This is a genomic window from Lysinibacillus sp. NPDC096212, assembly GCF_044763105.1.
Classification (GTDB): Bacteria; Bacillota; Bacilli; order Bacillales_A; family Planococcaceae; genus Lysinibacillus.
This window is the reverse complement of record NZ_JBIWFQ010000019.1, coordinates 1-20,865: the sequence shown is the minus strand read 5'-3', so window position 1 is coordinate 20,865 and position 20,865 is coordinate 1. Positions and strand designations below refer to the sequence as shown.

Genomic DNA, 20,865 nt, shown 5'->3' with positions numbered 1-20,865 from the left:
TGACGTTTCGCTGTCGCTACGCTTTCGGTACAGAAAATAATTGCCGAAAGAAGTTAAATCTCTCTTACATTGTATATAAACATTCAATAAATTGTCACTTTTATAAAAACAATTCTGGACATTATCTGTCTCTCTCTACTATATAATATATCCTTTCCTACTAAGTTTATGTAAATAAATTCAAAAATGAGAGTATTTTATTTCCAAATTAGCAAAAAATAGCTCTTCACCGAAACGTATGGTCGATTTTCGTTCCACTTTGGATAATATATTTCTGTGCGAAAGCGTAGCGACAGCAACAATAAGAAGTGGGTTATGAGGAATTATTACAGGATATTGCCCCCCGCTCCATGGCTCGTCCTTGACGCTAATCCTCAAGAAATCGTCTAGCTTGCACTGCAGACAATTGCAAAAAAGCTGTGGTTAAAGTGCATTTATCACTTTAACCACAGCTTTATCTAATCAATTATACCTCTGCATAATTGCGTCTGGAATCGGCTTTGTGCTTGCATAAAGAATTCCGTCTCGATTCCGTGACATCCGCCAGAGGCTTATGCTGAAAGAAGTTAAATTATACGTATAATGGATGTTTATCAGTTAATGCTTTTACGCGAGCTTTTGCTTCAGCTTTTACTGCTTCATCTTCTGGATTTCTAAGAACCGTAGCAATAATGGCACCTACTTCTTTCATGTCCTCTTCATTGAAGCCACGAGATGTTACTGCCGGTGTACCAATACGGATACCAGAAGTTACGAATGGAGATTCTGTATCGTAAGGAATTGTATTTTTATTTGTTGTAATACCTACTTCATCAAGTGCGTGCTCTGCTACTTTTCCTGTTAGGCCTAGAGATTTCACATTAAGAAGTAACAAGTGGTTATCCGTACCACCAGATACAATTTCAACACCTTCTGCAATTAATACTTCTGCTAAAGCTTTCGCATTAGCTTTAATTTGTTTTGCATACTCTTTGAATTCTGGTTGTAATGCTTCACCGAATGCTACAGCTTTTGCAGCGATTACGTGCATTAATGGTCCACCTTGGATACCTGGGAATACAGATTTGTTAAGCTTTTGCTCCCATTCTTTCGAAGCAAGGATTAAACCACCACGTGGGCCACGTAATGTTTTATGTGTTGTAGATGTCACAAAATCAGCGTATGGCACTGGTGATTGGTGCTCACCAGCAGCTACAAGACCAGCGATATGCGCCATATCCACCATGAAATATGCTCCTACTTCATCAGCGATTTCACGGAATTTAGCAAAATCGATTTCTCGTGGGTATGCAGATGCACCTGCAACAATTAGTTTGGGCTTATGTTCTAACGCTTTTTGACGTACATCTTCATAATTGATTACTTGAGTATCTTCCGTTACGCCATATTCAACGAAGTTATATAGAATACCTGAGAAGTTTACAGGAGATCCATGTGTTAAGTGACCGCCATGAGATAGATTCATCCCAAGTACAGTATCGCCTGGTTCTAAAATCGTGTGGTATACAGCCATGTTTGCTTGTGCACCAGAGTGTGGTTGTACGTTTGCATATTCTGCACCAAAGATTTCTTTCACACGATCACGTGCGATATCTTCCACAACATCTACGTGTTCACAGCCGCCATAGTAGCGTTTACCTGGATAACCTTCAGCATATTTATTAGTTAGAACAGAACCTTGTGCTTCCATTACTGCTTCAGATACAAAGTTTTCTGATGCGATTAACTCAATATTTGCTTGTTGACGTTTTTTTTCCGCAAGAATTCCGTCTAATACTGCTTTGTCTTGTACTGCTAATTTTTCGTATGCCATGTTTGAAAAAGCCTCCTAAGTATAATCGTTCTTTGTATACCACTGATTTCAGAGGTAATTTTATTTATATACTGCACGCTCTCCGCCAATCAGCTTTGGACGTGTTGTTGCAATTGTCACAACCGCTTCTCCTACCATTCGCACAGAAGTACGAACTGGAACAGCTACTGCCTTTAAATGCATACCTATAAGTGTTTGACCAATGTCAATACCTGCATTTGCTTGCACAGCTTCCACAACAACTGGATTTGTAAATTGTGTAAACGCATAAGCAGACATCGAGCCGCCTGCTGTACGAACTGGTACAACTGTTACTGGTTCATAACCAAATTGGTCTGCTGTTGTTGCTTCCATTGTAATAGCACGATTAATATGCTCACATCCTTGGAACGCTAGATGTAGTTGATGTTTCTTTGCAAATGCCTGCAACGGCTCAAAAATTGCTTCTCCAATTTCAAGCGCGCCCGCTGTGCCAATTTTCTGACCAATCACTTCAGATGTCGAGCAGCCTACAACAAAAATAGTATTTGGTCGTAGAGTTACCTGCTCTTCAAATTCACTGAGTAACTGAGTCAAATGTGTTCGTATTTGTTGAACAACCACTATGCTCAGCCCCTTATTCTAAATTATTTATGTCACATAGCTAAAAAGCACTCCAATTTCTTTGATGACACTTTTTAGCTTAGGGACATATATTAACAAACTAAATTGCTTTTCTTACTGCTCAAGCTCAGCGATTTTTTCAATGCGGCGCGTATGACGGCCACCTTCAAAATCTGTCTCAAGCCATACTTTAGCGATTTCACGCGCAAGGCCTGGCCCAATAACACGCTCACCCATTGCTAAAATATTAGAATCGTTGTGGCAACGCGTTGCTTTCGCACTAAATAAATCATGCACTAAAGCACAGCGAATCCCCTTAATTTTATTTGCAGCAATAGACATACCAATGCCTGTACCACAAATTAAAATACCTTTATCAAATTCCCCGCTAGCAACACCTTCAGTAACTGGTTTTGCATAATCAGGATAGTCTACTGAATCCGCAGATTGTGGACCAAAATCTTCGTAGCTAATATGTAGCTCATCTAACAGCTGCATAATCTCACGACGTAAGTTATTGCCTCCGTGATCAGAAGAAATTGCTATTCTCACTGGGTTCCCTCTTTTCGAAATTATAGTCAACACTAGTGTACCACTTCTATCTCAAGAATAACATGATTTTTCTTGCGTTTTTATGCTGATTTCTCCTAAAAGACGAACATTTCTTGTAATCAATCATCAAAACATTCACTTTTAAAGTCCTTTTTCTGTGGATATTGTGAATATCATGTTGATAAATTCGGATAACAGTCTTTTGTTGCAATGTTCTATCTTCTAAAGTTTTTTTACCTTTGCAATTGCAGTGGACATGCTATATCAATATTTTTTCAGTAGTTAGCACTATAGAGGGATTCTATATAAAATGCGAGCGTGGCGTAATTGATGTGAACTTTCTTAGTTTGATGTACTATCCGTCGCTTCGAGTTTTGTTCGTCACTTCAACTCTTCTTTCCGTCGTTTTGGTCGCTTCATCCGTCGCTTCAGCTGTTCTTTCCGTCGTTGCTGATCTTCTTTCCGTCGCTTCGAATTCGATCCGTCACTTCAACTCTTCTTTCCGTCGTTCTGATTGCTTCATCCGTCACTTCGGCAGTTCTTTCCGTCGTTGCTGCTCTTCTTTCCGTCGCTTCGAATTCTATCCGTCACTTCAACTCTTCTTTTCGTCGTTCTGATCGTTTCATTCGTCGCTTCGGCTGTTCTTTCCGTCGTTCTGATCGCTTCATCCGTCGCTTCAGCTGTTCTTTCCGTCGTTGCTGCTCTTCTTTCCGTCGCTTCGAATTCTATCCGTCACTCCTGCTCTTCTTTCCATCGTCCTAGTCGCTTCATCCGTCGTTTCGGCTCTTCTTTCCGTCGCTTCAAATTCTATCCGTCACTTCGACTCTTCTTTCCGTCGTTCTGATCGCTCTATCCGTCGCTTTGCAGTTCTTTCCGTCATCGCTGCTCTTCTTTCCGTCTCTTAAAGTTCTATCCGTCACTCCTGCTCTTTTTTCCGTCGTTCTGGTCGCTTCATCCGTCGCTTCAGCTGTTCTTTCCGTCGCTTCGAATTCTATCCGTCACTTCTACTCTTCTTTCCGTCGTTCTAATCGTTTCATCCGTCGCTTCGGCAGTTCTTTCCGTCGTTGTTGCTCTTCTTTCCGTCGCTTCGAATTCTATCCGTCACTTCGCCTCATCTATCAGCCACTATCACCTCTGGGGGCACCATAAACAACCTCATACAACATAAAAAAAACTGTAGCAAACTCGAACCTCATTCGAGTTTATCTACAGTCTAAAACCTTCACCATTTATGCTTGTCTATCAAATTGTTGAATCATTTTATGCAGCTCTTCTGATTGTTTCTTTAAACCTTCTGCTAGTTTTCCTATTTGTTCAATTGCGTATGCTTGTTCTTCTGCTGCACTGCGAACTTCTTGTGCACCTGCTGACGTTTCTTGAGCAATGGCTGCAACCTCTTGAGATTGACGAGCAGTTGTTTCAATATTATGCATTTGCTGCTCAATAAGTGTAGAAATTTCTACAATCGCTGTCGCCATTTCATGTACACTTGAAGACATCCCTTCAACTGCTGTTGTTGTTTCTGATACACGTGCGGCTTCTTTTGTCGCAAATGTCACCTGTTGGTTCATTTGTTTTACAACAATTTCAACGTTTTGTTGCATGGATTGAATAAGGGAAGTAATGCCCTGTACCGCCTTCGCACTTTCATCCGCTAAACTACGAACTTCTTCAGCTACAACGGCAAAACCTTTGCCATGTTCACCAGCACGCGCTGCTTCGATTGAAGCGTTTAAAGCTAGTAAATTTGTTTGTGCTGCAATATCACCAACTAAGCTAATGATGCGCTCTACCTGTCCAGCATTTTCCTCTAATAGATGAATGCTTTCTAATGCCTCAGTATTGCCAGCCGCGATTTGCTGAATACTATTCACTAATGTTTCGATCGCTGTTGTTGTTGTCGTTAAATTATGTAAAATCTCTTTAGATTGCGTTGCTGATGCCTCTGCTCTACTATTAACTTCTGTCGCGAGAGCTCGTACATCTTCAATTGCTTCAGCTGTATCTTGGACTGCCGTTGCTGATGTCTCTGCACCAGAAGAAATATGCTTTACTGTAGAAGCAATATTCTCTGCTTTTTTTGTTGCAACAGCTGCTTCATCAGATAGTTGGATAATGGATTGATTGGTTTGCTGGAAGTTATTATCTATACTTTCCACCATTCCTCTTAAATTCAACACCATTTGTTGGAATGCCTCTGCAACAGAACGAATCTCATCACTTGTTTTCGGCATTTCTACATCTTGGCCAATTTTCCCTTCTGCTACACGGGAAGCTGAATTTTCGAGCTTCTGTAAAGGTTTAATTAAGATTACGCTGAAAACTGCAGCCAAAATACCTGACCACGCAATCCCTGACACATAAGTGAAAATTTCAAACAGTTTACGATTAGTCTCTGGGAAGAAGGTAGGTTGTAAATATTCGATAAATATAAAACTAATACTGTATGTGATTAGTGCAAGAATACCGACAAATAATACTAGTTTAAGTCGTAAGCCAAACTGTTTTTTCATAGAGACCCTCAATTCTCTTCAATTTTTTTTACTAATCGTTCTACCAATTCTGTTAATTCTGCAAATGTTTCTATATATATTTCTTTACTACCACCGTAAGGATCTACAACATTTCCTACGCTACCTTCGCTTGTATACTCTTTTAAAGTAAAGACTTTTTGTTGTGCATTTGGATAATTAGCGATTATTGTGTCTTTGTGAGCTGTTGTCATTGTTAAAATTAAATCAGCCCACTCCATTTCAGTTATTGATAATTGTGTTGCTAAATGCTGATGCGTCATATTTGCTTCATATAATACTTGTTGTGCATGTGCAGACATCCCCGCATTTGGCATGGCATAAATGCCCGCTGAACGGACCTCAACATTGTCAGTTTGTTTATGTTTTAAAATAACCTCTGCCATGGGACTGCGACAAGTATTTCCGGTGCAAACAAATAGTATTTTCATACTTATCACCCTCCATTATTTTCTCTATTGCCGGATAGCTAGTACACTCATAATGATAAAAAAAATCCCTGTAATGATTTGAAATTTATTGCCAAGTAAGACCTGACTTCTTCGTGCAATGACTAATGACCCATAAGAGCAAATAAGCGCACTTACACCTGCACTTATAATAAATACTGTTTTCTCTAAGTGTAGCATACCAAAAGAAACACTTACTGAAAAGGTATCTAGGCTTGCAGTCACAGCTAAAAGTATTGGTGAAATAGTAACCTTTTCATCTTTTCGCGAAAATAATAGTAAATGTAAGCCCATGCAAAATAATAAAATACTTGAAATCCATTGTCCCCACTCTAAGAAGAAATGCACTAAAAAGTGTCCTAATTCGAAACCTAGTAACGGGAAAAGCATATGCAAAGCAGCTGTCCAAACTGATAAAAAAAATCGATATCTAACATTTGGTATTAATACATATAAACCAATCACATCTACAGACGTTAATATACCTGCAAGAATCCCCTGCAAGAAAGCACTCCTTCGCTCTCTAATATTTTATCATCTTATGCTCGGAAATACAGTATTATCATAATACATTTTCCTTACATCTAAGTGTTAAAAGTCACTCCAACAATGAACAATCACCTTCATTTATAGTAAAAACTTGCTAGGCTTTTTAAAGCTATAGATCAAGGTCTATGCAGATTTTTATCCCGCATTAACGGGCAGTAATTGACCTGTACCGAAAGGGAAGCGTCAGGTACAAGACTCCCACCTCACACATGCAGAGAAATTTACTGCCCGTAAAGCCCGATTGGTGAAGACTAATGATCAGCGGGGTTGATGTTAACGTTTCCTTTATCTTGAATACAAAAATAGCATGCCAGAAGTTACTTCTAGCATACTATTTTTATAGGTATTTTATTAACGAGTATACCATTTTCCTCCGGCTGCTTTCTCAAGACGATTCATAATTGCAGCTCCTACACCTTCAGTCGATGTAGTAGTCGCCAGGATAATTGTAGCTGTTGTTTTATCGCAAGCTCTTAGAGCATGATACAATGTTGCACCCATTTCTTCTTTACTACCGGCCTCTCCTACTGAGAAATAAAAATCAGCCTTGCTATCAGCAAAGCTAGCTGGTGCAAGTAACGCTACTCTATGCCCTTGTTTTTGTAATTGATGTACAGCCTCATGGACTTTCTCCAAATCACAATCGATTAATAGCACAGGGGCGTTAGGAGCATAGTGTGTATATTTCATACCAGGGGCTTTTGGAGTAGCCTCTAATTTTTGCTCTATTTTTGAAGGTTGCAGTACTTGACCAATCTTAGCCTCTAACATTTCCTTCGTAATTCCGCCTGGACGCAAAATTACTGGAGGTTCGTGTGTAACATCTAACACTGTGGATTCAAGTCCAATCCCAGTAGAGCCTCCATCTAAAATATAAGGTATGTACCCTCCCAAATCATCTTGAACATGTATTGCTTCTGTAGGACTTGGCTTTCCACTACGATTAGCACTCGGCGCAGCAAGTGGCTTTTTTAATTGTTGAAGTAAGGCAAGCGCAACTGGATGATCCGGCATACGAATGCCGACAGTCGATAGACCAGCTGTCACACTGTCCGCCAGCACATTTGGCTTAACGGGCATTACAAGTGTTAGTGGACCCGGCCAAAATAAATCCATGCATTTTTTGGCTACTTCAGAAATATGCTCTATATAAAGTTCAGCTTCCTCTTGCGTGCCAATGTGGACAATTAGCGGATTGTCAGAAGGACGACCTTTTGCTTCAAATATCTTTTTGACTGCCGTGTCATTTGTTGCAACAGCTCCTAGGCCATAAACCGTTTCTGTTGGAAATGCCACGACCTCACCTGCATTTAAGATATCCACAGCTTGTGTATAATTTGTCCGACTATTCACATTACTGTCCACAATCTTGCAAACGGTTTCCATAATTAAAACCTTCCTTCAATTATTCGTTTTTACTGAATTATCCACATAATGTTTATAACTTATGAAAAATTGTGCATAAGTTGTCTGAATTCGTGAACAATTCATTCAAAAAGACCTTTAATCCATTCCCATATAAAAAATGTAACGTGTTCCTTCTCTTCTTTCACTTCTTCTTTTACTTCTTCTTTCGCTTCTACTTTATCAGGCTCACAAATTGATGGGAATACGCTACACCACCAGTTATCACCACGTGCATCACCGATTTTCACGACAATCGAATGATACAAATTTTGTGGATAAAGTACAGCGTCCTTTCTCTTTGGTGGAAATAAGTTATCCCCAAGTACAACTTGTGTATCCAGCTGTGGATAATTTTCTTTTATTTCCGCTTCAATTTCTTGTTTTAATAAAAGCATTTGCTCATTATCCACAGTTTTAGCTCCAGCACTAGCTACTACTTGTGTAAAATAGGGCTTTAAATTTTTGACAAGCTGTTCTTTTTCAAGCTGATCCTGATTCGTATTGCTATTGGCAATAACGCGTATACGAAAATCATTTTCTTGCTCATGATTGATAGACGCTTTCGCAAAACCTACTAATGTTGGAATATATAAAACACATAATTGTAAAGCAATCGCAATAAATACTAATCTTGCAAAAGCTAGAATGATATTTCGTTTAGGTAATCTAATAATCTTGTATTCGTTTAACATAAAAATCCCTCCTTGCTCAACATTGTTGGCAAGAAGTAGATACTTTATACATGAATTTCACAAAAAATCATTCGAGGCTTACCATTTATATCTTTTTCTATCGAAACTGTAGCCTGCGGAAAACTATTTTTAAAGAATTGAGCCACCTGCTCTCCTTGTGTATAACCGATTTCAAGACCAATGAGCGCGGGTTTATTCATAAGGGACGGAAGCTGCTCAGCCAACTTTCTATATAAAATAAGTCCGTCTTCTTCTGCAAAAAGAGCACTATGCGGTTCATGCTCTAGCACGGTACTCGACATCTCTTTCGCCTCATCAAAAGCAATATACGGTGGATTCGATAACACGATATCAAATTTCTCACCTGCCAGAGGTTTCGTTAAATCCCCTAGTCGAAAATCAATATCCGCTGCTAATCTTTGTGCATTTCTTTGTGCTGTAGTTAAAGCAGCTTCGGATAAATCAGTAGCTACGACTGTTAGCTCTGGACATTCTAGCTTCATAGAAATAGCAATTGCACCACTACCAGTTCCGATGTCTGCAAGCTTCACTGCTTGATCATTAAATATTTTGTTCATACGATTAATTGTTCCAAGCACTAATTCTTCGGTCTCGGGCCTTGGAATAAGTACTGACTCATCGACAATAAATGAACGGCCATAAAATTCTTCACTACCGAGGCAATACTGTACAGGTCGTCCACTTACATGCTCTTCGATGAGTTCTTTAAATTTTTCTTTTTGTTCAGCCGTTAATTTATCTTGAAGGTGTAACATTACTTCTGAATAGCTAGTGCCAAGTATATGCTGCATGACAATACGTGCTGCCGTTTCCTCACGATCATTATCCACTAAAAAAGAAGAAGCCCATTGAAGGGCCTCCATTACACTATTATAGGTCATCATTTAATCGCTCTAGCTTTGATGCTTGCTCCTCTAAAATGAGCGCATCAATAATTTCGCCTAGTCTACCTTCGACGATTTGATCTAGTTTTTGAATCGTTAAACCAATACGGTGGTCTGTTACACGGTTTTGTGGATAATTGTATGTGCGAATACGCTCAGAGCGATCGCCTGAACCTACAGCTGATTTACGTGTGGCATCGATTTCCTTTTGCGCTTCTTGCAAATACATATCAGCAACACGAGCACGTAGAATTTTCATTGCCTTTTCACGGTTTTTAATTTGTGATCGTTCATCCTGCATCGAAACAACAACACCTGTCGGTAAGTGAGTCATACGGACAGCTGACATCGTAGTATTTACCGACTGACCACCGGCACCAGAAGATGCAAAAGTATCAACTCGGATATCTTTTTCATGGATTTCAACATCTACTTCTTCAACCTCAGGTAAGCAAGCTACTGTCGCTGTCGATGTATGAATACGGCCTTGAGATTCTGTTGCAGGTACACGTTGTACACGGTGCGCACCATTTTCAAATTTGAATTTTGAATATGCACCTTGACCGTTAATCATAACAATAACTTCTTTATAGCCGCCCATTGCGTTTGGCGTCGCTTCCATTATGTCAATTTTCCAGCCTTGTGTCTCTGCGTAACGAGAGTACATACGGAACAAATCACCAGCGAAAATATTCGCCTCGTCTCCACCTGCTGCTCCACGAATCTCCATAATAACGTTTTTATTATCATTAGGGTCTTTCGGAATTAATAGAATGCGTAAACGTTCTTCTAACTCTTCTTGCTGTTCTTTTAGTAGATTGAATTCTTCTTTCACCATCTCGTGCATATCAGGATCTTTTTCACTATCTAGCATTTCACGTGTTTCAGCTAATTGCTCTTTTACATTTTTATATTCACGATAAGCATCTACAGTTTCCTGGATATCTGATTGTTCTTTAGAATATTCACGTAGTTTTTTACTATCATTCACAATATCTGGATCACTCAAAAGCTCTGTTAGCCTTTCGTAACGATCCTCCACTGCTTGTAATCGATCGAACATGGATTTCACCTCTATTAAGTTTTTATGAAGTTTGCTCTTTAGTAATTGCAGAGAAACTTTAAATTAGAATTACGCTAAGCGCGTAAGAATATTTTTTGAACATTTTTCATTCCCACTACTTAGTATAAGGAAATTTCCGCATGTATGCTACTTTTTCTTAGGTCTATCAACTGAATCTTTGTGCATTATAGCGGCGGATGCGTGTGACATTTTCGACAAACCGGATAGTAGGAATCATTTCCTCCAATTTGAATTTGATCACCTGTATAAACAGGCTTTCCACTTTCATCAACACGTAAATTCATTGTCGCTTTTTTATGACAGAACCAGCAAATCGTCTTCATTTCCTCAATTTTATCTGCATATGTAAGCATGTACTGACTGCCTTCAAATAACTCATTTTGGAAATCGTTTTTTAGACCGAAGCCCATGACTGGAATATCTAACTCATCTACGATATAGGCTAACTGCAAAACATGCTCTTTTTTTAGAAATTGTACTTCATCAACAAGTACGCAATATGGTTTTACAGCATTGTTTTTTACTAGCTCAAAAATATTTGTATCATCATTAACAGGAATGGCTTGTTGACGTAAGCCTACTCGACTTGAGATAAAGCCTACTTCATCTCGCGTATCTATGCCTGGTGTAAACATCATTACAGGTTTTTGTTGTTCTTCATAGTTATGCGCAACTTTTAGAATTTCTATAGATTTACCACTATTCATTGCACCGTGTTTAAAATATAGCTGTGCCATTTTGTCTTCTCCCTTTCTTCATGTCGATCTGGATACTGAAAAGACTCGCATCAGGGTTTCTTAACTTCTTTCATCAGAAGTCTCCCACCTCTATAGATGTTGAGATGAATACGGATTTAATCTACTTTTCAACGGGTGTCCAAATGCCCCCTGAAAGAAGTTAAAGCCTCCGGCGGATGTCACGGAATCGGAAAGGAGTTCTTTGTGCAAGCACAAAGCCGATATCGGACGCAATTATGCCGAGGCATAATTGATTATACTGAAAAAAATACCTGCCAAGCACATGCTTGGCAGGTATTAAACTAACATTAGTTTTTAAGACCGTATTTTTTGTTGAAACGATCCACGCGACCATCAGCAGACGCGAATTTTTGACGGCCAGTATAGAATGGGTGACATTCGTTGCAGAACTCGACAACGATGTTTTCTTTTACTGAACCAGTTTTGAAAGAATTACCGCAAGAGCAAGTTACTGTTGCTTCTTTGTAATCTGGATGAATTCCTTGTTTCATATTCGTTTTCTCCTCTCGCCCTGAACCATCTGGAACAGAGTATTATCGAACTGTACCTTACATAGCCCGAATATGTCGGCTACATATGTACACGTTGCATACTTTGCTATATTATCATATAAAATATACATTTGACAATAGTTAATGATTAGTTTTTTATAACAAATAATTTAAATATCGCCCTATTGCAGAGTCAATAATAAAAGAGAAAATAATTTTAGATAAAATACCTGCTACTACTAAATAGAAAATAAAACCATAAAAACTATCAATAGTTTTAGATTTATTACTTAACAACTTAATAATGACAAAAATAGGGATGATTCCAATAACTAATGCAACCCCACCGTATATCATCATTATTGAATACTTAAATGATTTAAATAACCCAAATAAAATACTTAAAACCGCAAAGGCTATAGGTAGTGTATAATAGTTTCCTATTTTACTAATAACATTTGTAAAACTTTGACTTTCTGAAAATAGCTTTGAGGTTAAGAATATACCTAAGACACTTATTGCTATTAGTAAAGATATTAATAATGACATATAAAAGAATACTTGAATAAAAGATGGACTAAAGCTTTCGAAGAAACCAAATCCTCCAGAAAAGAAATTTTTCGTTAATAAGTATACTGATATTGCTGTTAATACAACATAGATAATCATACTAGCAAGACTATTTTTCCAAGTAGCTTCTACATTAAAATTTGCGGATGGCATTTTTAATTGTTCTAAAAAATAATTAAAGTATAACTTAGAATTCTTTTTAATTAATTCCATTTGCTCATTATTTTGCGTAGTTCCCTGAACAGTCTGATCATCATCACTCATGCTATCCATTGTTGCTGCTTGTTCACGTGCAGCATTTTCAAATGGAGTCCCACATTTCCCACAGAATTTTCCTTCTTCCTGTGAATGACCACATGTTATACAGTCTTTCATAAACACACCTCATTATAATTTTGTCTTTTTCGTATCTAAATCAACAATCATACGAAAAGACCTATTTCTTTTACGTTCATAATTAGTAGAACTGTAGTAGCTGGGGATTTATCGAGGGGCTATTTCTTGATGATGCTGAGGATTTATTTCGGTTCATTTTCCTCAGATTTTTTTGTAGAGTAATTACCACAGTTTATACAAAATAATACTTCTCCACTTTTTACTCCCTTCATTTTTCATAAAATCCCATTACTGAGCATAATCCCCTGTATATTGTAACAAAATTATACTATACAAATTTATGAAATAATAGATTAAATTATTATGATTATAATCAGCTCAGCACTTTAATGTGTGGTCATTTCTGTTCCGACTGGGAATAGATTTCTTATAATTTCAAACTAACAAATAGAACATCAAAAAAATCACCATCGACTATTGCTAGTCAACGGTGATTCATGTTTATAGTAAGCCCTTACCTTTAGTAGCTTTTTTCATATCTTCATTTAACTTTTCAAAGAATTCTTCATTTGAATTTGTCGTACGTAATTTTTTCATGAAGCGCTCCGCGAAATCAGGTGCGTCCGAGAATGTTTTACGAATTGCCCATAGCTTTTCAAGTTGCTCAGGCTCAAGCAGAAGCTCTTCCTTACGTGTACCTGAACGGCGGATATCAAGCGCAGGGAAAATACGACGCTCTGCTAATTGGCGATCAAGGTGAAGCTCTAAATTACCTGTTCCTTTAAATTCTTCATAAATGACCTCATCCATGCGAGATCCTGTATCCACTAAAGCTGTTGCTAAAATTGTTAAGCTACCGCCTTCTTCAATATTACGTGCAGAACCGAAGAATCGTTTTGGTCTATGGAAGGCAGCAGGATCAATACCGCCTGAAAGCGTACGACCGCTCGGAGGAATAACTAAGTTATACGCTCGAGCTAAACGTGTAATAGAGTCCATTAAAATAATAACATCACGCTTATGCTCAACTAAGCGTCGTGCACGTTCTAATACAATTTCTGCAACTTTCACATGATTTTCTGGAACCTCATCGAAAGTCGAGCTCACTACATCTGCATTCACAGAACGTTCGATATCAGTTACTTCCTCAGGGCGTTCGTCAATAAGTAAGACAATTAACTCTGCATCCGGATAATTTGTTGTAATAGCATTCGCGATTTCTTTTAATAATGAAGTTTTCCCTGCCTTTGGTGGTGCAACGATCAATCCACGTTGCCCAAAGCCTACAGGTGCCACTAAATCCATAATACGAGTCGATAAATTACGTTGTGTTGTTTCAAGCTTAATTTGGCGATCAGGATATAAAGGCGTTAATGCAGGAAAATGCACACGTTCCTTTGCTACTTCTGGGTCTTCGCCGTTAACAGCATCCACCTGTAGTAGTCCATAATAGCGTTCGTTTTCTTTAGGTGGACGTACTTTACCAGATACCTTGTCCCCATTTCGTAAGTCAAAGCGACGAATTTGAGACGCAGAAATATAAATATCTTCTTTACTTGGAGAATAGTTAATTGGTCGAAGGAAGCCAAAGCCCTCTTGCGAAACAATTTCTAGTACACCTTCCATAAAGAAATAGCCCTCTTGCTCCGAACGTGTTTTCAAAATAGCAAATATTAATTCTTTTTTCGTTAGCTTGCTATAATATGAAATTTTGTATTGGCGTGCAAGGGCGTAAAGCTCTTTTAACGTCATGTTTTCTAATTGAGCGATTGTCAATGCAGACATATGCACAACTCCAGTCTTTTTCAAAATATAATTGCTGTTTTTGGGGTTAACAAAGAAGTTTTTTTTACGATAGGCTCTGTAGTCTATTCGTACCTGTCAGCTTGAATCAGAGCGATAGGTACTTGAATTAACTATGCAAAACAATGAAGCATAATATAGCCTTATAAAACTATGGGATGGTTGAAAATTTAGAAGAAGGTACCTAGCGCAAAAAGATGCACTAGGTATATTTTAGAAGAAATTTTTATTAATAGCTAGGTTTTTTATCAAGAGCGTGACGACCTTCTACAAAACGCACAGTTCCAGATTTAGCTCGCATAACAACTGAATGTGTTAATGCATAGGCTCCTTTATACTGCACACCTTTTAAAAGCTCACAATCTGTTACAGCAGTCGCTGCAAAAATAGCATCGTCACCTTTAACTAGGTCATCTAAATAAAGAACTTTCTCTACATCTACACCCATTTTTTTGCAACGTTCTAACTGTTCCTCATCTTCTGGGACTAGCTTCGCTTGGAAGTCTCCACCTAGACATTTTAATGCAACAGCTGAAATTACACCCTCTGGTGCACCACCTGTACCAAACATAATATCAATGCCAGTTTCATCAAAAGCAGTATTGATAGCTGCTCCAACGTCGCCGTCTTGAATAAATTTAATACGTGCCCCAGCTTCTCGGATTTCATCAACAATTGCTTGGTGACGTGGTCGATCTAAAAGTGTAGCTACTACGTCTGAAATATCTTTATTTTTAGCTTTTGCTACCTGTAATAAATTATACGTAACAGAAGCGTTAATATCTACCTTACCTGCTGCCTCTGGTCCTACTGCAATTTTTTCCATGTACATATCAGGTGCGTTTAACAGATTACCTTTATCTGCAATAGCAAGAACTGTCATTGCACCATTTGTACCCTTCGCTACAATATTTGTACCTTCTAATGGGTCAACTGCGATATCTACTTGAGGACCTCCATTACGTAGGCCAAGCTCTTCACCAATATAAAGCATTGGTGCTTCATCCATTTCGCCTTCACCAATCACCACTGTAGCATGCATTGGAATTGTATCGAACATTACACGCATCGCTGTCGTCGCTGCATCATCTGCCTCAATTTTCAAACCGCGACCCATCCATTTCCCGGATGCGATTGCTGCTGCCTCTGTTACTCGTACTACTTCCATCGATAAACTACGTTCCATTGTTTTATTTGCCTCCCGTTATCGGCATTTTTAATCGCCGAAACATTCAAATTACCTCTATTGTAACATAGTTAGTTCAAAACTTTTAGCTCTCATTATTCCTTTGCCTCTGCTACGCGGGCCATTATTGTTTCACGTCGAATATCAGCGCCTAAATCACGTAATTTCTCAATAAGTGAGCTATAACCACGCTCAATATGATAGATATCATGAATTTCCGTTTCACCTTCAGCTAACAGGCCTGCTAATACTAATGCGGCACCAGCACGAAGATCGGTAGCAGTTACAGTTGAACCATGTAATTTACTAGGCCCTGTAATAATAGCTGTATTGCCTTCAACGCGTGCATTGGAATTCAAACGACGAAGTTCATCAATATGCTTAAATCGAGCTGTATAGATTGTATCTGTTATCTTTGAGGAACCAAATGCTTGAGACATTAAAACAGAAAGTGGTTGCTGAATATCAGTTGGGAATCCAGGATACACTAATGTTTTCACATCAACGGCTTGCAATGTGGAGAGATCCGTTTTTGGCACAAAAATACTTTCTTCACCGATTTCAATTTTCACACCCATTTCACGAAGCTTTGCAATAATCGCCTCTAAATGCAATGGAATAACATTATCAATTGTAATGCCTTCACCTAAAGCGGCAGCCATAATCATAAATGTAGCAGCTTCAATACGATCTGGAATAATCGTATGCTCCGTACCATGAAGTTCCTCTACGCCTTCAATACGGATAACACTTGTACCTGCACCTTTAATATTAGCTCCCATGTTAGTGAGAAGAGTAGCTACATCAATAATTTCCGGTTCTTTTGCTGCATTTTCAATAACCGTACGTCCCTTCGCAAGGACTGCAGCTAACATAATATTAATTGTTGCACCAACACTGGCAACGTCTAAATATATTTTTGCGCCAATTAATTCATCAGCACGTAAATAAATTGCTCCATGCTCATTAGTGATTTTCGCACCTAATGCCTCAAAGCCTTTTATATGTTGGTCAATAGGACGCGGCCCTAAGAAACAGCCTCCTGGTAAACCAATCACAGCTTTTTTAAAGCGGCCTAGCATTGCTCCCATTAAGTAATAGGAGGCACGAAGCTTTTTCACGTTGCCGTTTGGTAATGGCAATGCAATCATTTCTGTCGGATCTATGGTCATTATGCCATCCTCAAATGACACTTCTCCACCGATTTCCTCTAATAATGCCTTTAACGTCCATGCATCAGAAATTTCTGGTATCCCTCCAATTGTCACTGGAGAGTTCGCCAAAATTGATGCTGGAATTAAGGCGACTGCACTATTTTTTGCACCACTAACTTTTATTGTACCCTTTAGACGATTTTCGCCTGTAATTTTATAAACATCCATTTCGCGTTCTCCCTCATGATTGGAAAGTAATTTTTCTGCAATTGGCTCACTATATAATCTTATTATTTGCCTTTTCTCTTATTCCAATCCGTTAAAAATCCTTCAATTCCTTTTTCCGTTAATGGATGATGGAAAAGTTGCTTTAATACTTTAAAAGGAGTAGTTGCAATATGTGCACCAGCAAGTGCTGCCGCTGTTACGTGCTGTGGATGACGAATAGATGCAGCGATAATTTGCGTATCGATATTATGGATTGTGAAAATATCTGCAATCGTTTCAATTAGTTCTACACCGTTTTGCCCCATATCATCTAGACGACCGATAAATGGTGATACATATGTAGCACCTGCACGAGCAGCCATTAATGCTTGGTTGGCACTAAAGATTAATGTTACGTTCGTTTTAATACCTTTGTCTGCAAAGAAGCGACATGCCTCTAAGCCAGCTGGAGTCATTGGCAGTTTAACTGTAATATTTGGAGCAATTTCAGCCAATTCTAAGCCTTCTTTAATCATACCTTCCGCATCTAGAGCAATTACTTCCCCACTCACTGAGCCATCTACAAGCTCTGTGATTTCACGAAGTCGATCATGGAAAGAAACGTTCTCTTCTTTAGCAACTAACGATGGGTTTGTCGTAACACCTGATAAAATACCCCATGCGTGTGCTTCTTTAATCTCTTCAAAGTTTGCTGTATCAATGAAAAATTTCATTATATTCCCTCCTGATCACTGTTTGGTTCATTACCATAACTGGGTTGATTTTCGTTCCGATTGGGCGCTTTACTAGGGCCGTTCAGTTGAATCGGAAATCAACTATTATACATTACATTCGTTTTAACACAAATGCCATCCCCAACTTTTGGTGATGAACCCCATATTTAAATTTTCGCCAAAAATTTATCATTTCAAAAACAAGAGAAGGTCGATAACAGCATCAACACTTCTCTTATTTTGTGTATTCATCTGATCTTTTGTACTTTTAGATACAAAAATTATGCTTTTTGCGCACTACCAAATTCACGGATTTTCCCGATAACTGTTGTTTTAATCGCTTCACGTGCTGGAGCAAGGAATTTACGAGGGTCATAAACAACTTTATCTTTATCAAGAACTTCACGGATTACTTTAGTAGCAGCAATTTGATTTTCAGTATTGACGTTAATTTTTGCTGTACCTAATGAAATTGAGCGTTGGATATCTTTTGTTGGAATTCCTGTACCACCATGTAATACTAATGGTAAATCTGCTAATTTAGAGATTTCTTCCATTTCTTTAAAACCTAAATTTGGTTCTCCTTTGTAAGGACCATGTACAGAGCCTAGTGCTGGCGCTAAGCAATCGATATCTGTTAACTCAACCATTTTACGGCATTCCTCTGGATCAGCGTACATAATACCACCGATAACGCCATCCTCGTCACCGCCTACTGTGCCAAGCTCCGCTTCAACAGAAACACCTTTCGCATGAGCGTACTCAACTACTTTTGAAGTAGTCGCAACATTTTCCTCGAATGGATGATGAGATGCATCAATCATAACCGAAGTAAATCCTGCATCAATTGCTTCTTTACATTTTTCAAAGCTTGAACCATGGTCAAGATGAATAGCTACAGGTACTGTAGTGCCATAAGATTCCATCAAACCTTTTACCATGTGTACAACGGAGATGAATCCGCCCATATATTTACCTGCGCCTTCAGAAACGCCTAGAATAACTGGAGATTTTTCTTCTTGTGCTGCTTGTAAAATTGCTTGAGTCCACTCAAGGTTGTTGATGTTGAACTGACCAACCGCATAACCTTCTGCTTTTGCTTTAATTAACATCTCTTTCATAGATACTAATGCCATACTAAAAATCCTCCTCTTAGGACTATTCTTTTACATAGATATGCTATTCAATCATAGCAAAAACAAAGTAACCTGAAAAGCATTTCAGGTTACTTTGTTTTCTGCACGAAAGCGAAGTGCAACGGAGCGACAGTGCCAACCGCAATGGAGTGCAACGGAACGAAGGTTTAGCCCCTGAAAAGCAGGGGCTGTTATTTTCTACACGAAAGCGAGCGACAGCGTCAAACCGCAGTACAGTGAAACGAAACGAAGGTTCTAGTTGCTGGGACAAAACTCGTCAAAACCTTAAAAAGCGCGAGAAATCAATTTAGAAACGTTGATTTCTTGTGCTTTTTTGATGTTAAATTTTGCGTAAAAAAATATGCTTATGTCATAAGCGGCGCAAATTATCAGTGCGGTCAGATAGTGTTGCATGAAGGTAGATGTCGATATTTTTCGAAAGTTGGGTGATAAACAATCAAAAGTTCTCGATAAATCTCAAAACTGCAGCTCATCGGACGCCCCAAGGAAGCTTTGCACTGTGCGAAAGCGTAGCGACAGCAACAACAACAACAAAGCGCCGAGTAGGAGCGGAAATTAAACCTCACGTTATGATGAGCCTTATATTTCGGAAGCAAAATGAATATGAAACGATAGAACATTACTTCAAATCGAATAATAACCATAAAAAACAGGCGGTGTTGACCACTGCCTGTTCATCTAAACTTTTAATGTTTTATTAACTTCATCTCGCACTTCAAAAATATCAAAAGGCTTAGTAAAATATCGAATTGCTCCTAAATCTAATGCCTCCTGTACAACGTCCAATTCACCATATGCAGTCATCATGAATACTGGGAGTTGTGGCCACTTCTCTTTTAAGCGCTTTAAAATTTCTATGCCATCCATCCCTGGAATTTTCATGTCTAATAGGACACAATCCATTTCCTCCTCAGCATATTTCAGTGCTTCCATACCATTTGCAGCTAAATATGTAACATAACCTTCCTTTTTCAACACTTCATTTAAAAGTAAACGAATTCCTGGTTGATCATCGACAATTAGTAATCGTTTCACATTCATTCCGCCCTTTTTGAGTTATTATTCTTACAGAAAAACTTCCTATATTATGTATTATTCTCCTTTAACCTCTTAATACCTTCTAGTATTATAAATTATCTGCTTTTGCTTTATGCTCTTTTCATACCTATAATATTGATTGAGGTGGGATCATGTCAAAAATTCTAACAACACAATTAAGTGGATTATTACAAAGAATAACACAAAATGAAGAGGAAGCTATTGAAGAAACAGCGCGATTACTTGCACAAGCGGGTATTGGTGAAGGCAATGTCTATTTCGCATGTTTTGGCGAAATGCAAGTTGTCGAATTAAATGCATGCCAAGCTGTGGAACGTTTTACGAAGTTAGTCCCTTGGACAAAAGATACAGTGATTACGGAAGCTGATCGTGTATGCATTTTTACACGTAGTGCACACGATGAGGATGCATTAGCCTTAGCACTGCAATTAAATAATCAGTTTATTCCATTTGCAGCAGTTGCTAGCGAAGTTGTTAATTCCGAAAACCCACTAGCAGATTTAGCGTATACGTATATTTCAACACGCATGCGCGGTGGTTTATTACCAAACGATTTAGGCAAGCGCATAGTCGTGCCACATGCTATTGCTGCCCTTTTTGTTTATGAAGCAGTAAAAATTGCGTATGATGAAATGCTTGGCCTTGATGACGAAGAGTTGTAATAATTCCATCATTTTCGCCTTTGCATAATTGACGCTGCCGCTGTCAAGCGCAGATTATGAAGAAAAAAGGTTCTAAGTCAAATGTTGGGGTGTACAAATCTTTCAGCACGTTAACCCAGATGAACCCCGATTTCTTTATACTTTAAATTTAATAAGATTTTTG

The 20,865-nt window shown here is 38.5% G+C and carries 20 protein-coding genes; 1 reads left to right on the top strand and 19 read right to left on the bottom strand.

Features of this window, described 5'->3' with window-relative positions:
* Positions 1-571: 571 nt before the first annotated feature.
* From glyA to ACIQ7T_RS17640, 19 genes are all read right to left on the bottom strand, one after another.
* Complete coding sequence (gene glyA / locus ACIQ7T_RS17730; protein WP_370082999.1) at positions 572-1,813, bottom strand: serine hydroxymethyltransferase; 1,242 nt, start codon at positions 1,811-1,813, stop codon at positions 572-574.
* A 60-nt stretch (positions 1,814-1,873) separates the two neighbouring features.
* Complete coding sequence (locus ACIQ7T_RS17725) at positions 1,874-2,416, bottom strand: TIGR01440 family protein (protein ID WP_402872096.1); 543 nt, start codon at positions 2,414-2,416, stop codon at positions 1,874-1,876.
* Between the two features lie 114 nt (positions 2,417-2,530).
* Positions 2,531-2,968 (bottom strand): ribose 5-phosphate isomerase B, encoded by a 438-nt coding sequence (rpiB, locus tag ACIQ7T_RS17720; protein ID WP_132360346.1) that lies wholly within the window; start codon positions 2,966-2,968, stop codon positions 2,531-2,533.
* A 1,229-nt stretch (positions 2,969-4,197) separates the two neighbouring features.
* Positions 4,198-5,481: a methyl-accepting chemotaxis protein gene (locus ACIQ7T_RS17715; protein WP_370083007.1), complete on the bottom strand. Its 1,284-nt coding sequence runs from the start codon at positions 5,479-5,481 to the stop codon at positions 4,198-4,200.
* 8 nt (positions 5,482-5,489) lie between these two features.
* Positions 5,490-5,930, bottom strand: coding sequence for a low molecular weight protein arginine phosphatase (locus tag ACIQ7T_RS17710; protein ID WP_370083009.1), 441 nt, complete (start codon positions 5,928-5,930; stop codon positions 5,490-5,492).
* A gap of 24 nt (positions 5,931-5,954) precedes the next feature.
* On the bottom strand, positions 5,955-6,452 hold the full coding sequence (locus tag ACIQ7T_RS17705) for a manganese efflux pump MntP (RefSeq protein WP_370083011.1): 498 nt from the start codon (positions 6,450-6,452) through the stop codon (positions 5,955-5,957).
* Between the two features lie 396 nt (positions 6,453-6,848).
* Positions 6,849-7,883: an L-threonylcarbamoyladenylate synthase gene (locus ACIQ7T_RS17700; protein WP_370083013.1), complete on the bottom strand. Its 1,035-nt coding sequence runs from the start codon at positions 7,881-7,883 to the stop codon at positions 6,849-6,851.
* Positions 7,884-7,984: 101 nt separating this feature from the next.
* A complete protein-coding gene (locus tag ACIQ7T_RS17695) occupies positions 7,985-8,596 on the bottom strand; it encodes a stage II sporulation protein R (protein ID WP_402872091.1) in 612 nt (203 codons plus the stop codon).
* 44 nt (positions 8,597-8,640) lie between these two features.
* Positions 8,641-9,501, bottom strand: a complete 861-nt coding sequence (gene prmC / locus ACIQ7T_RS17690; RefSeq protein WP_402872088.1) for a peptide chain release factor N(5)-glutamine methyltransferase — start codon at positions 9,499-9,501, stop codon at positions 8,641-8,643.
* Complete coding sequence (gene prfA, locus ACIQ7T_RS17685; RefSeq protein ID WP_370083019.1) at positions 9,488-10,564, bottom strand: peptide chain release factor 1; 1,077 nt, start codon at positions 10,562-10,564, stop codon at positions 9,488-9,490. The genes prmC and prfA overlap by 14 nt, the downstream gene beginning before the upstream one ends.
* A gap of 185 nt (positions 10,565-10,749) precedes the next feature.
* Positions 10,750-11,322: a thymidine kinase gene (locus ACIQ7T_RS17680; protein ID WP_249075164.1), complete on the bottom strand. Its 573-nt coding sequence runs from the start codon at positions 11,320-11,322 to the stop codon at positions 10,750-10,752.
* A 308-nt stretch (positions 11,323-11,630) separates the two neighbouring features.
* Positions 11,631-11,834 (bottom strand): 50S ribosomal protein L31, encoded by a 204-nt coding sequence (gene rpmE / locus ACIQ7T_RS17675; protein WP_100543414.1) that lies wholly within the window; start codon positions 11,832-11,834, stop codon positions 11,631-11,633.
* Positions 11,835-11,990: 156 nt separating this feature from the next.
* Entirely contained in the window at positions 11,991-12,779 is a 789-nt protein-coding gene (locus ACIQ7T_RS17670; RefSeq protein ID WP_370083022.1) for a hypothetical protein, read from the bottom strand.
* 462 nt (positions 12,780-13,241) lie between these two features.
* A complete protein-coding gene (gene rho, locus ACIQ7T_RS17665) occupies positions 13,242-14,525 on the bottom strand; it encodes a transcription termination factor Rho (protein WP_370083024.1) in 1,284 nt (427 codons plus the stop codon).
* 247 nt (positions 14,526-14,772) lie between these two features.
* Entirely contained in the window at positions 14,773-15,729 is a 957-nt protein-coding gene (gene glpX / locus ACIQ7T_RS17660) for a class II fructose-bisphosphatase (RefSeq protein WP_370083026.1), read from the bottom strand.
* Between the two features lie 95 nt (positions 15,730-15,824).
* Positions 15,825-17,111, bottom strand: coding sequence for a UDP-N-acetylglucosamine 1-carboxyvinyltransferase (locus ACIQ7T_RS17655; RefSeq protein ID WP_370083028.1), 1,287 nt, complete (start codon positions 17,109-17,111; stop codon positions 15,825-15,827).
* Positions 17,112-17,173: 62 nt separating this feature from the next.
* Positions 17,174-17,824 carry a fructose-6-phosphate aldolase gene (gene fsa / locus ACIQ7T_RS17650; protein ID WP_370083030.1) on the bottom strand — a complete coding sequence of 217 codons (651 nt, stop codon included), beginning with the start codon at positions 17,822-17,824 and terminating at the stop codon, positions 17,174-17,176.
* Between the two features lie 281 nt (positions 17,825-18,105).
* Positions 18,106-18,960, bottom strand: coding sequence for a class II fructose-bisphosphate aldolase (locus ACIQ7T_RS17645; RefSeq protein ID WP_370083032.1), 855 nt, complete (start codon positions 18,958-18,960; stop codon positions 18,106-18,108).
* 699 nt (positions 18,961-19,659) lie between these two features.
* Positions 19,660-20,016, bottom strand: a complete 357-nt coding sequence (locus ACIQ7T_RS17640; RefSeq protein WP_132360320.1) for a response regulator — start codon at positions 20,014-20,016, stop codon at positions 19,660-19,662.
* 155 nt (positions 20,017-20,171) lie between these two features.
* Between ACIQ7T_RS17640 and ACIQ7T_RS17635 the strand changes: the two genes are divergently transcribed.
* Complete coding sequence (locus ACIQ7T_RS17635) at positions 20,172-20,702, top strand: DUF2529 family protein (protein ID WP_370083034.1); 531 nt, start codon at positions 20,172-20,174, stop codon at positions 20,700-20,702.
* The last annotated feature ends 163 nt before the right edge of the window (positions 20,703-20,865 follow it).

Excerpts from the sequence above, each read along its gene's own strand:
- glyA (WP_370082999.1), bottom strand. The coding sequence starts at position 1,813 with ATGGCATACGAAAAATTAGCAGTACAAGACAAAGCAGTATTAGACGGA.
- ACIQ7T_RS17715 (WP_370083007.1), bottom strand. The coding sequence starts at position 5,481 with ATGAAAAAACAGTTTGGCTTACGACTTAAACTAGTATTATTTGTCGGT.
- ACIQ7T_RS17710 (WP_370083009.1), bottom strand. The coding sequence starts at position 5,930 with ATGAAAATACTATTTGTTTGCACCGGAAATACTTGTCGCAGTCCCATG.
- ACIQ7T_RS17700 (WP_370083013.1), bottom strand. The coding sequence starts at position 7,883 with ATGGAAACCGTTTGCAAGATTGTGGACAGTAATGTGAATAGTCGGACA.
- ACIQ7T_RS17695 (WP_402872091.1), bottom strand. The coding sequence starts at position 8,596 with ATGTTAAACGAATACAAGATTATTAGATTACCTAAACGAAATATCATT.
- prmC (WP_402872088.1), bottom strand. The coding sequence starts at position 9,501 with ATGATGACCTATAATAGTGTAATGGAGGCCCTTCAATGGGCTTCTTCT.
- prfA (WP_370083019.1), bottom strand. The coding sequence starts at position 10,564 with ATGTTCGATCGATTACAAGCAGTGGAGGATCGTTACGAAAGGCTAACA.
- ACIQ7T_RS17680 (WP_249075164.1), bottom strand. The coding sequence starts at position 11,322 with ATGGCACAGCTATATTTTAAACACGGTGCAATGAATAGTGGTAAATCT.
- rpmE (WP_100543414.1), bottom strand. The coding sequence starts at position 11,834 with ATGAAACAAGGAATTCATCCAGATTACAAAGAAGCAACAGTAACTTGC.
- ACIQ7T_RS17670 (WP_370083022.1), bottom strand. The coding sequence starts at position 12,779 with ATGAAAGACTGTATAACATGTGGTCATTCACAGGAAGAAGGAAAATTC.
- rho (WP_370083024.1), bottom strand. The coding sequence starts at position 14,525 with ATGTCTGCATTGACAATCGCTCAATTAGAAAACATGACGTTAAAAGAG.
- glpX (WP_370083026.1), bottom strand. The coding sequence starts at position 15,729 with ATGGAACGTAGTTTATCGATGGAAGTAGTACGAGTAACAGAGGCAGCA.
- ACIQ7T_RS17655 (WP_370083028.1), bottom strand. The coding sequence starts at position 17,111 with ATGGATGTTTATAAAATTACAGGCGAAAATCGTCTAAAGGGTACAATA.
- fsa (WP_370083030.1), bottom strand. The coding sequence starts at position 17,824 with ATGAAATTTTTCATTGATACAGCAAACTTTGAAGAGATTAAAGAAGCA.
- ACIQ7T_RS17645 (WP_370083032.1), bottom strand. The coding sequence starts at position 18,960 with ATGGCATTAGTATCTATGAAAGAGATGTTAATTAAAGCAAAAGCAGAA.
- ACIQ7T_RS17635 (WP_370083034.1), top strand. The coding sequence starts at position 20,172 with ATGTCAAAAATTCTAACAACACAATTAAGTGGATTATTACAAAGAATA.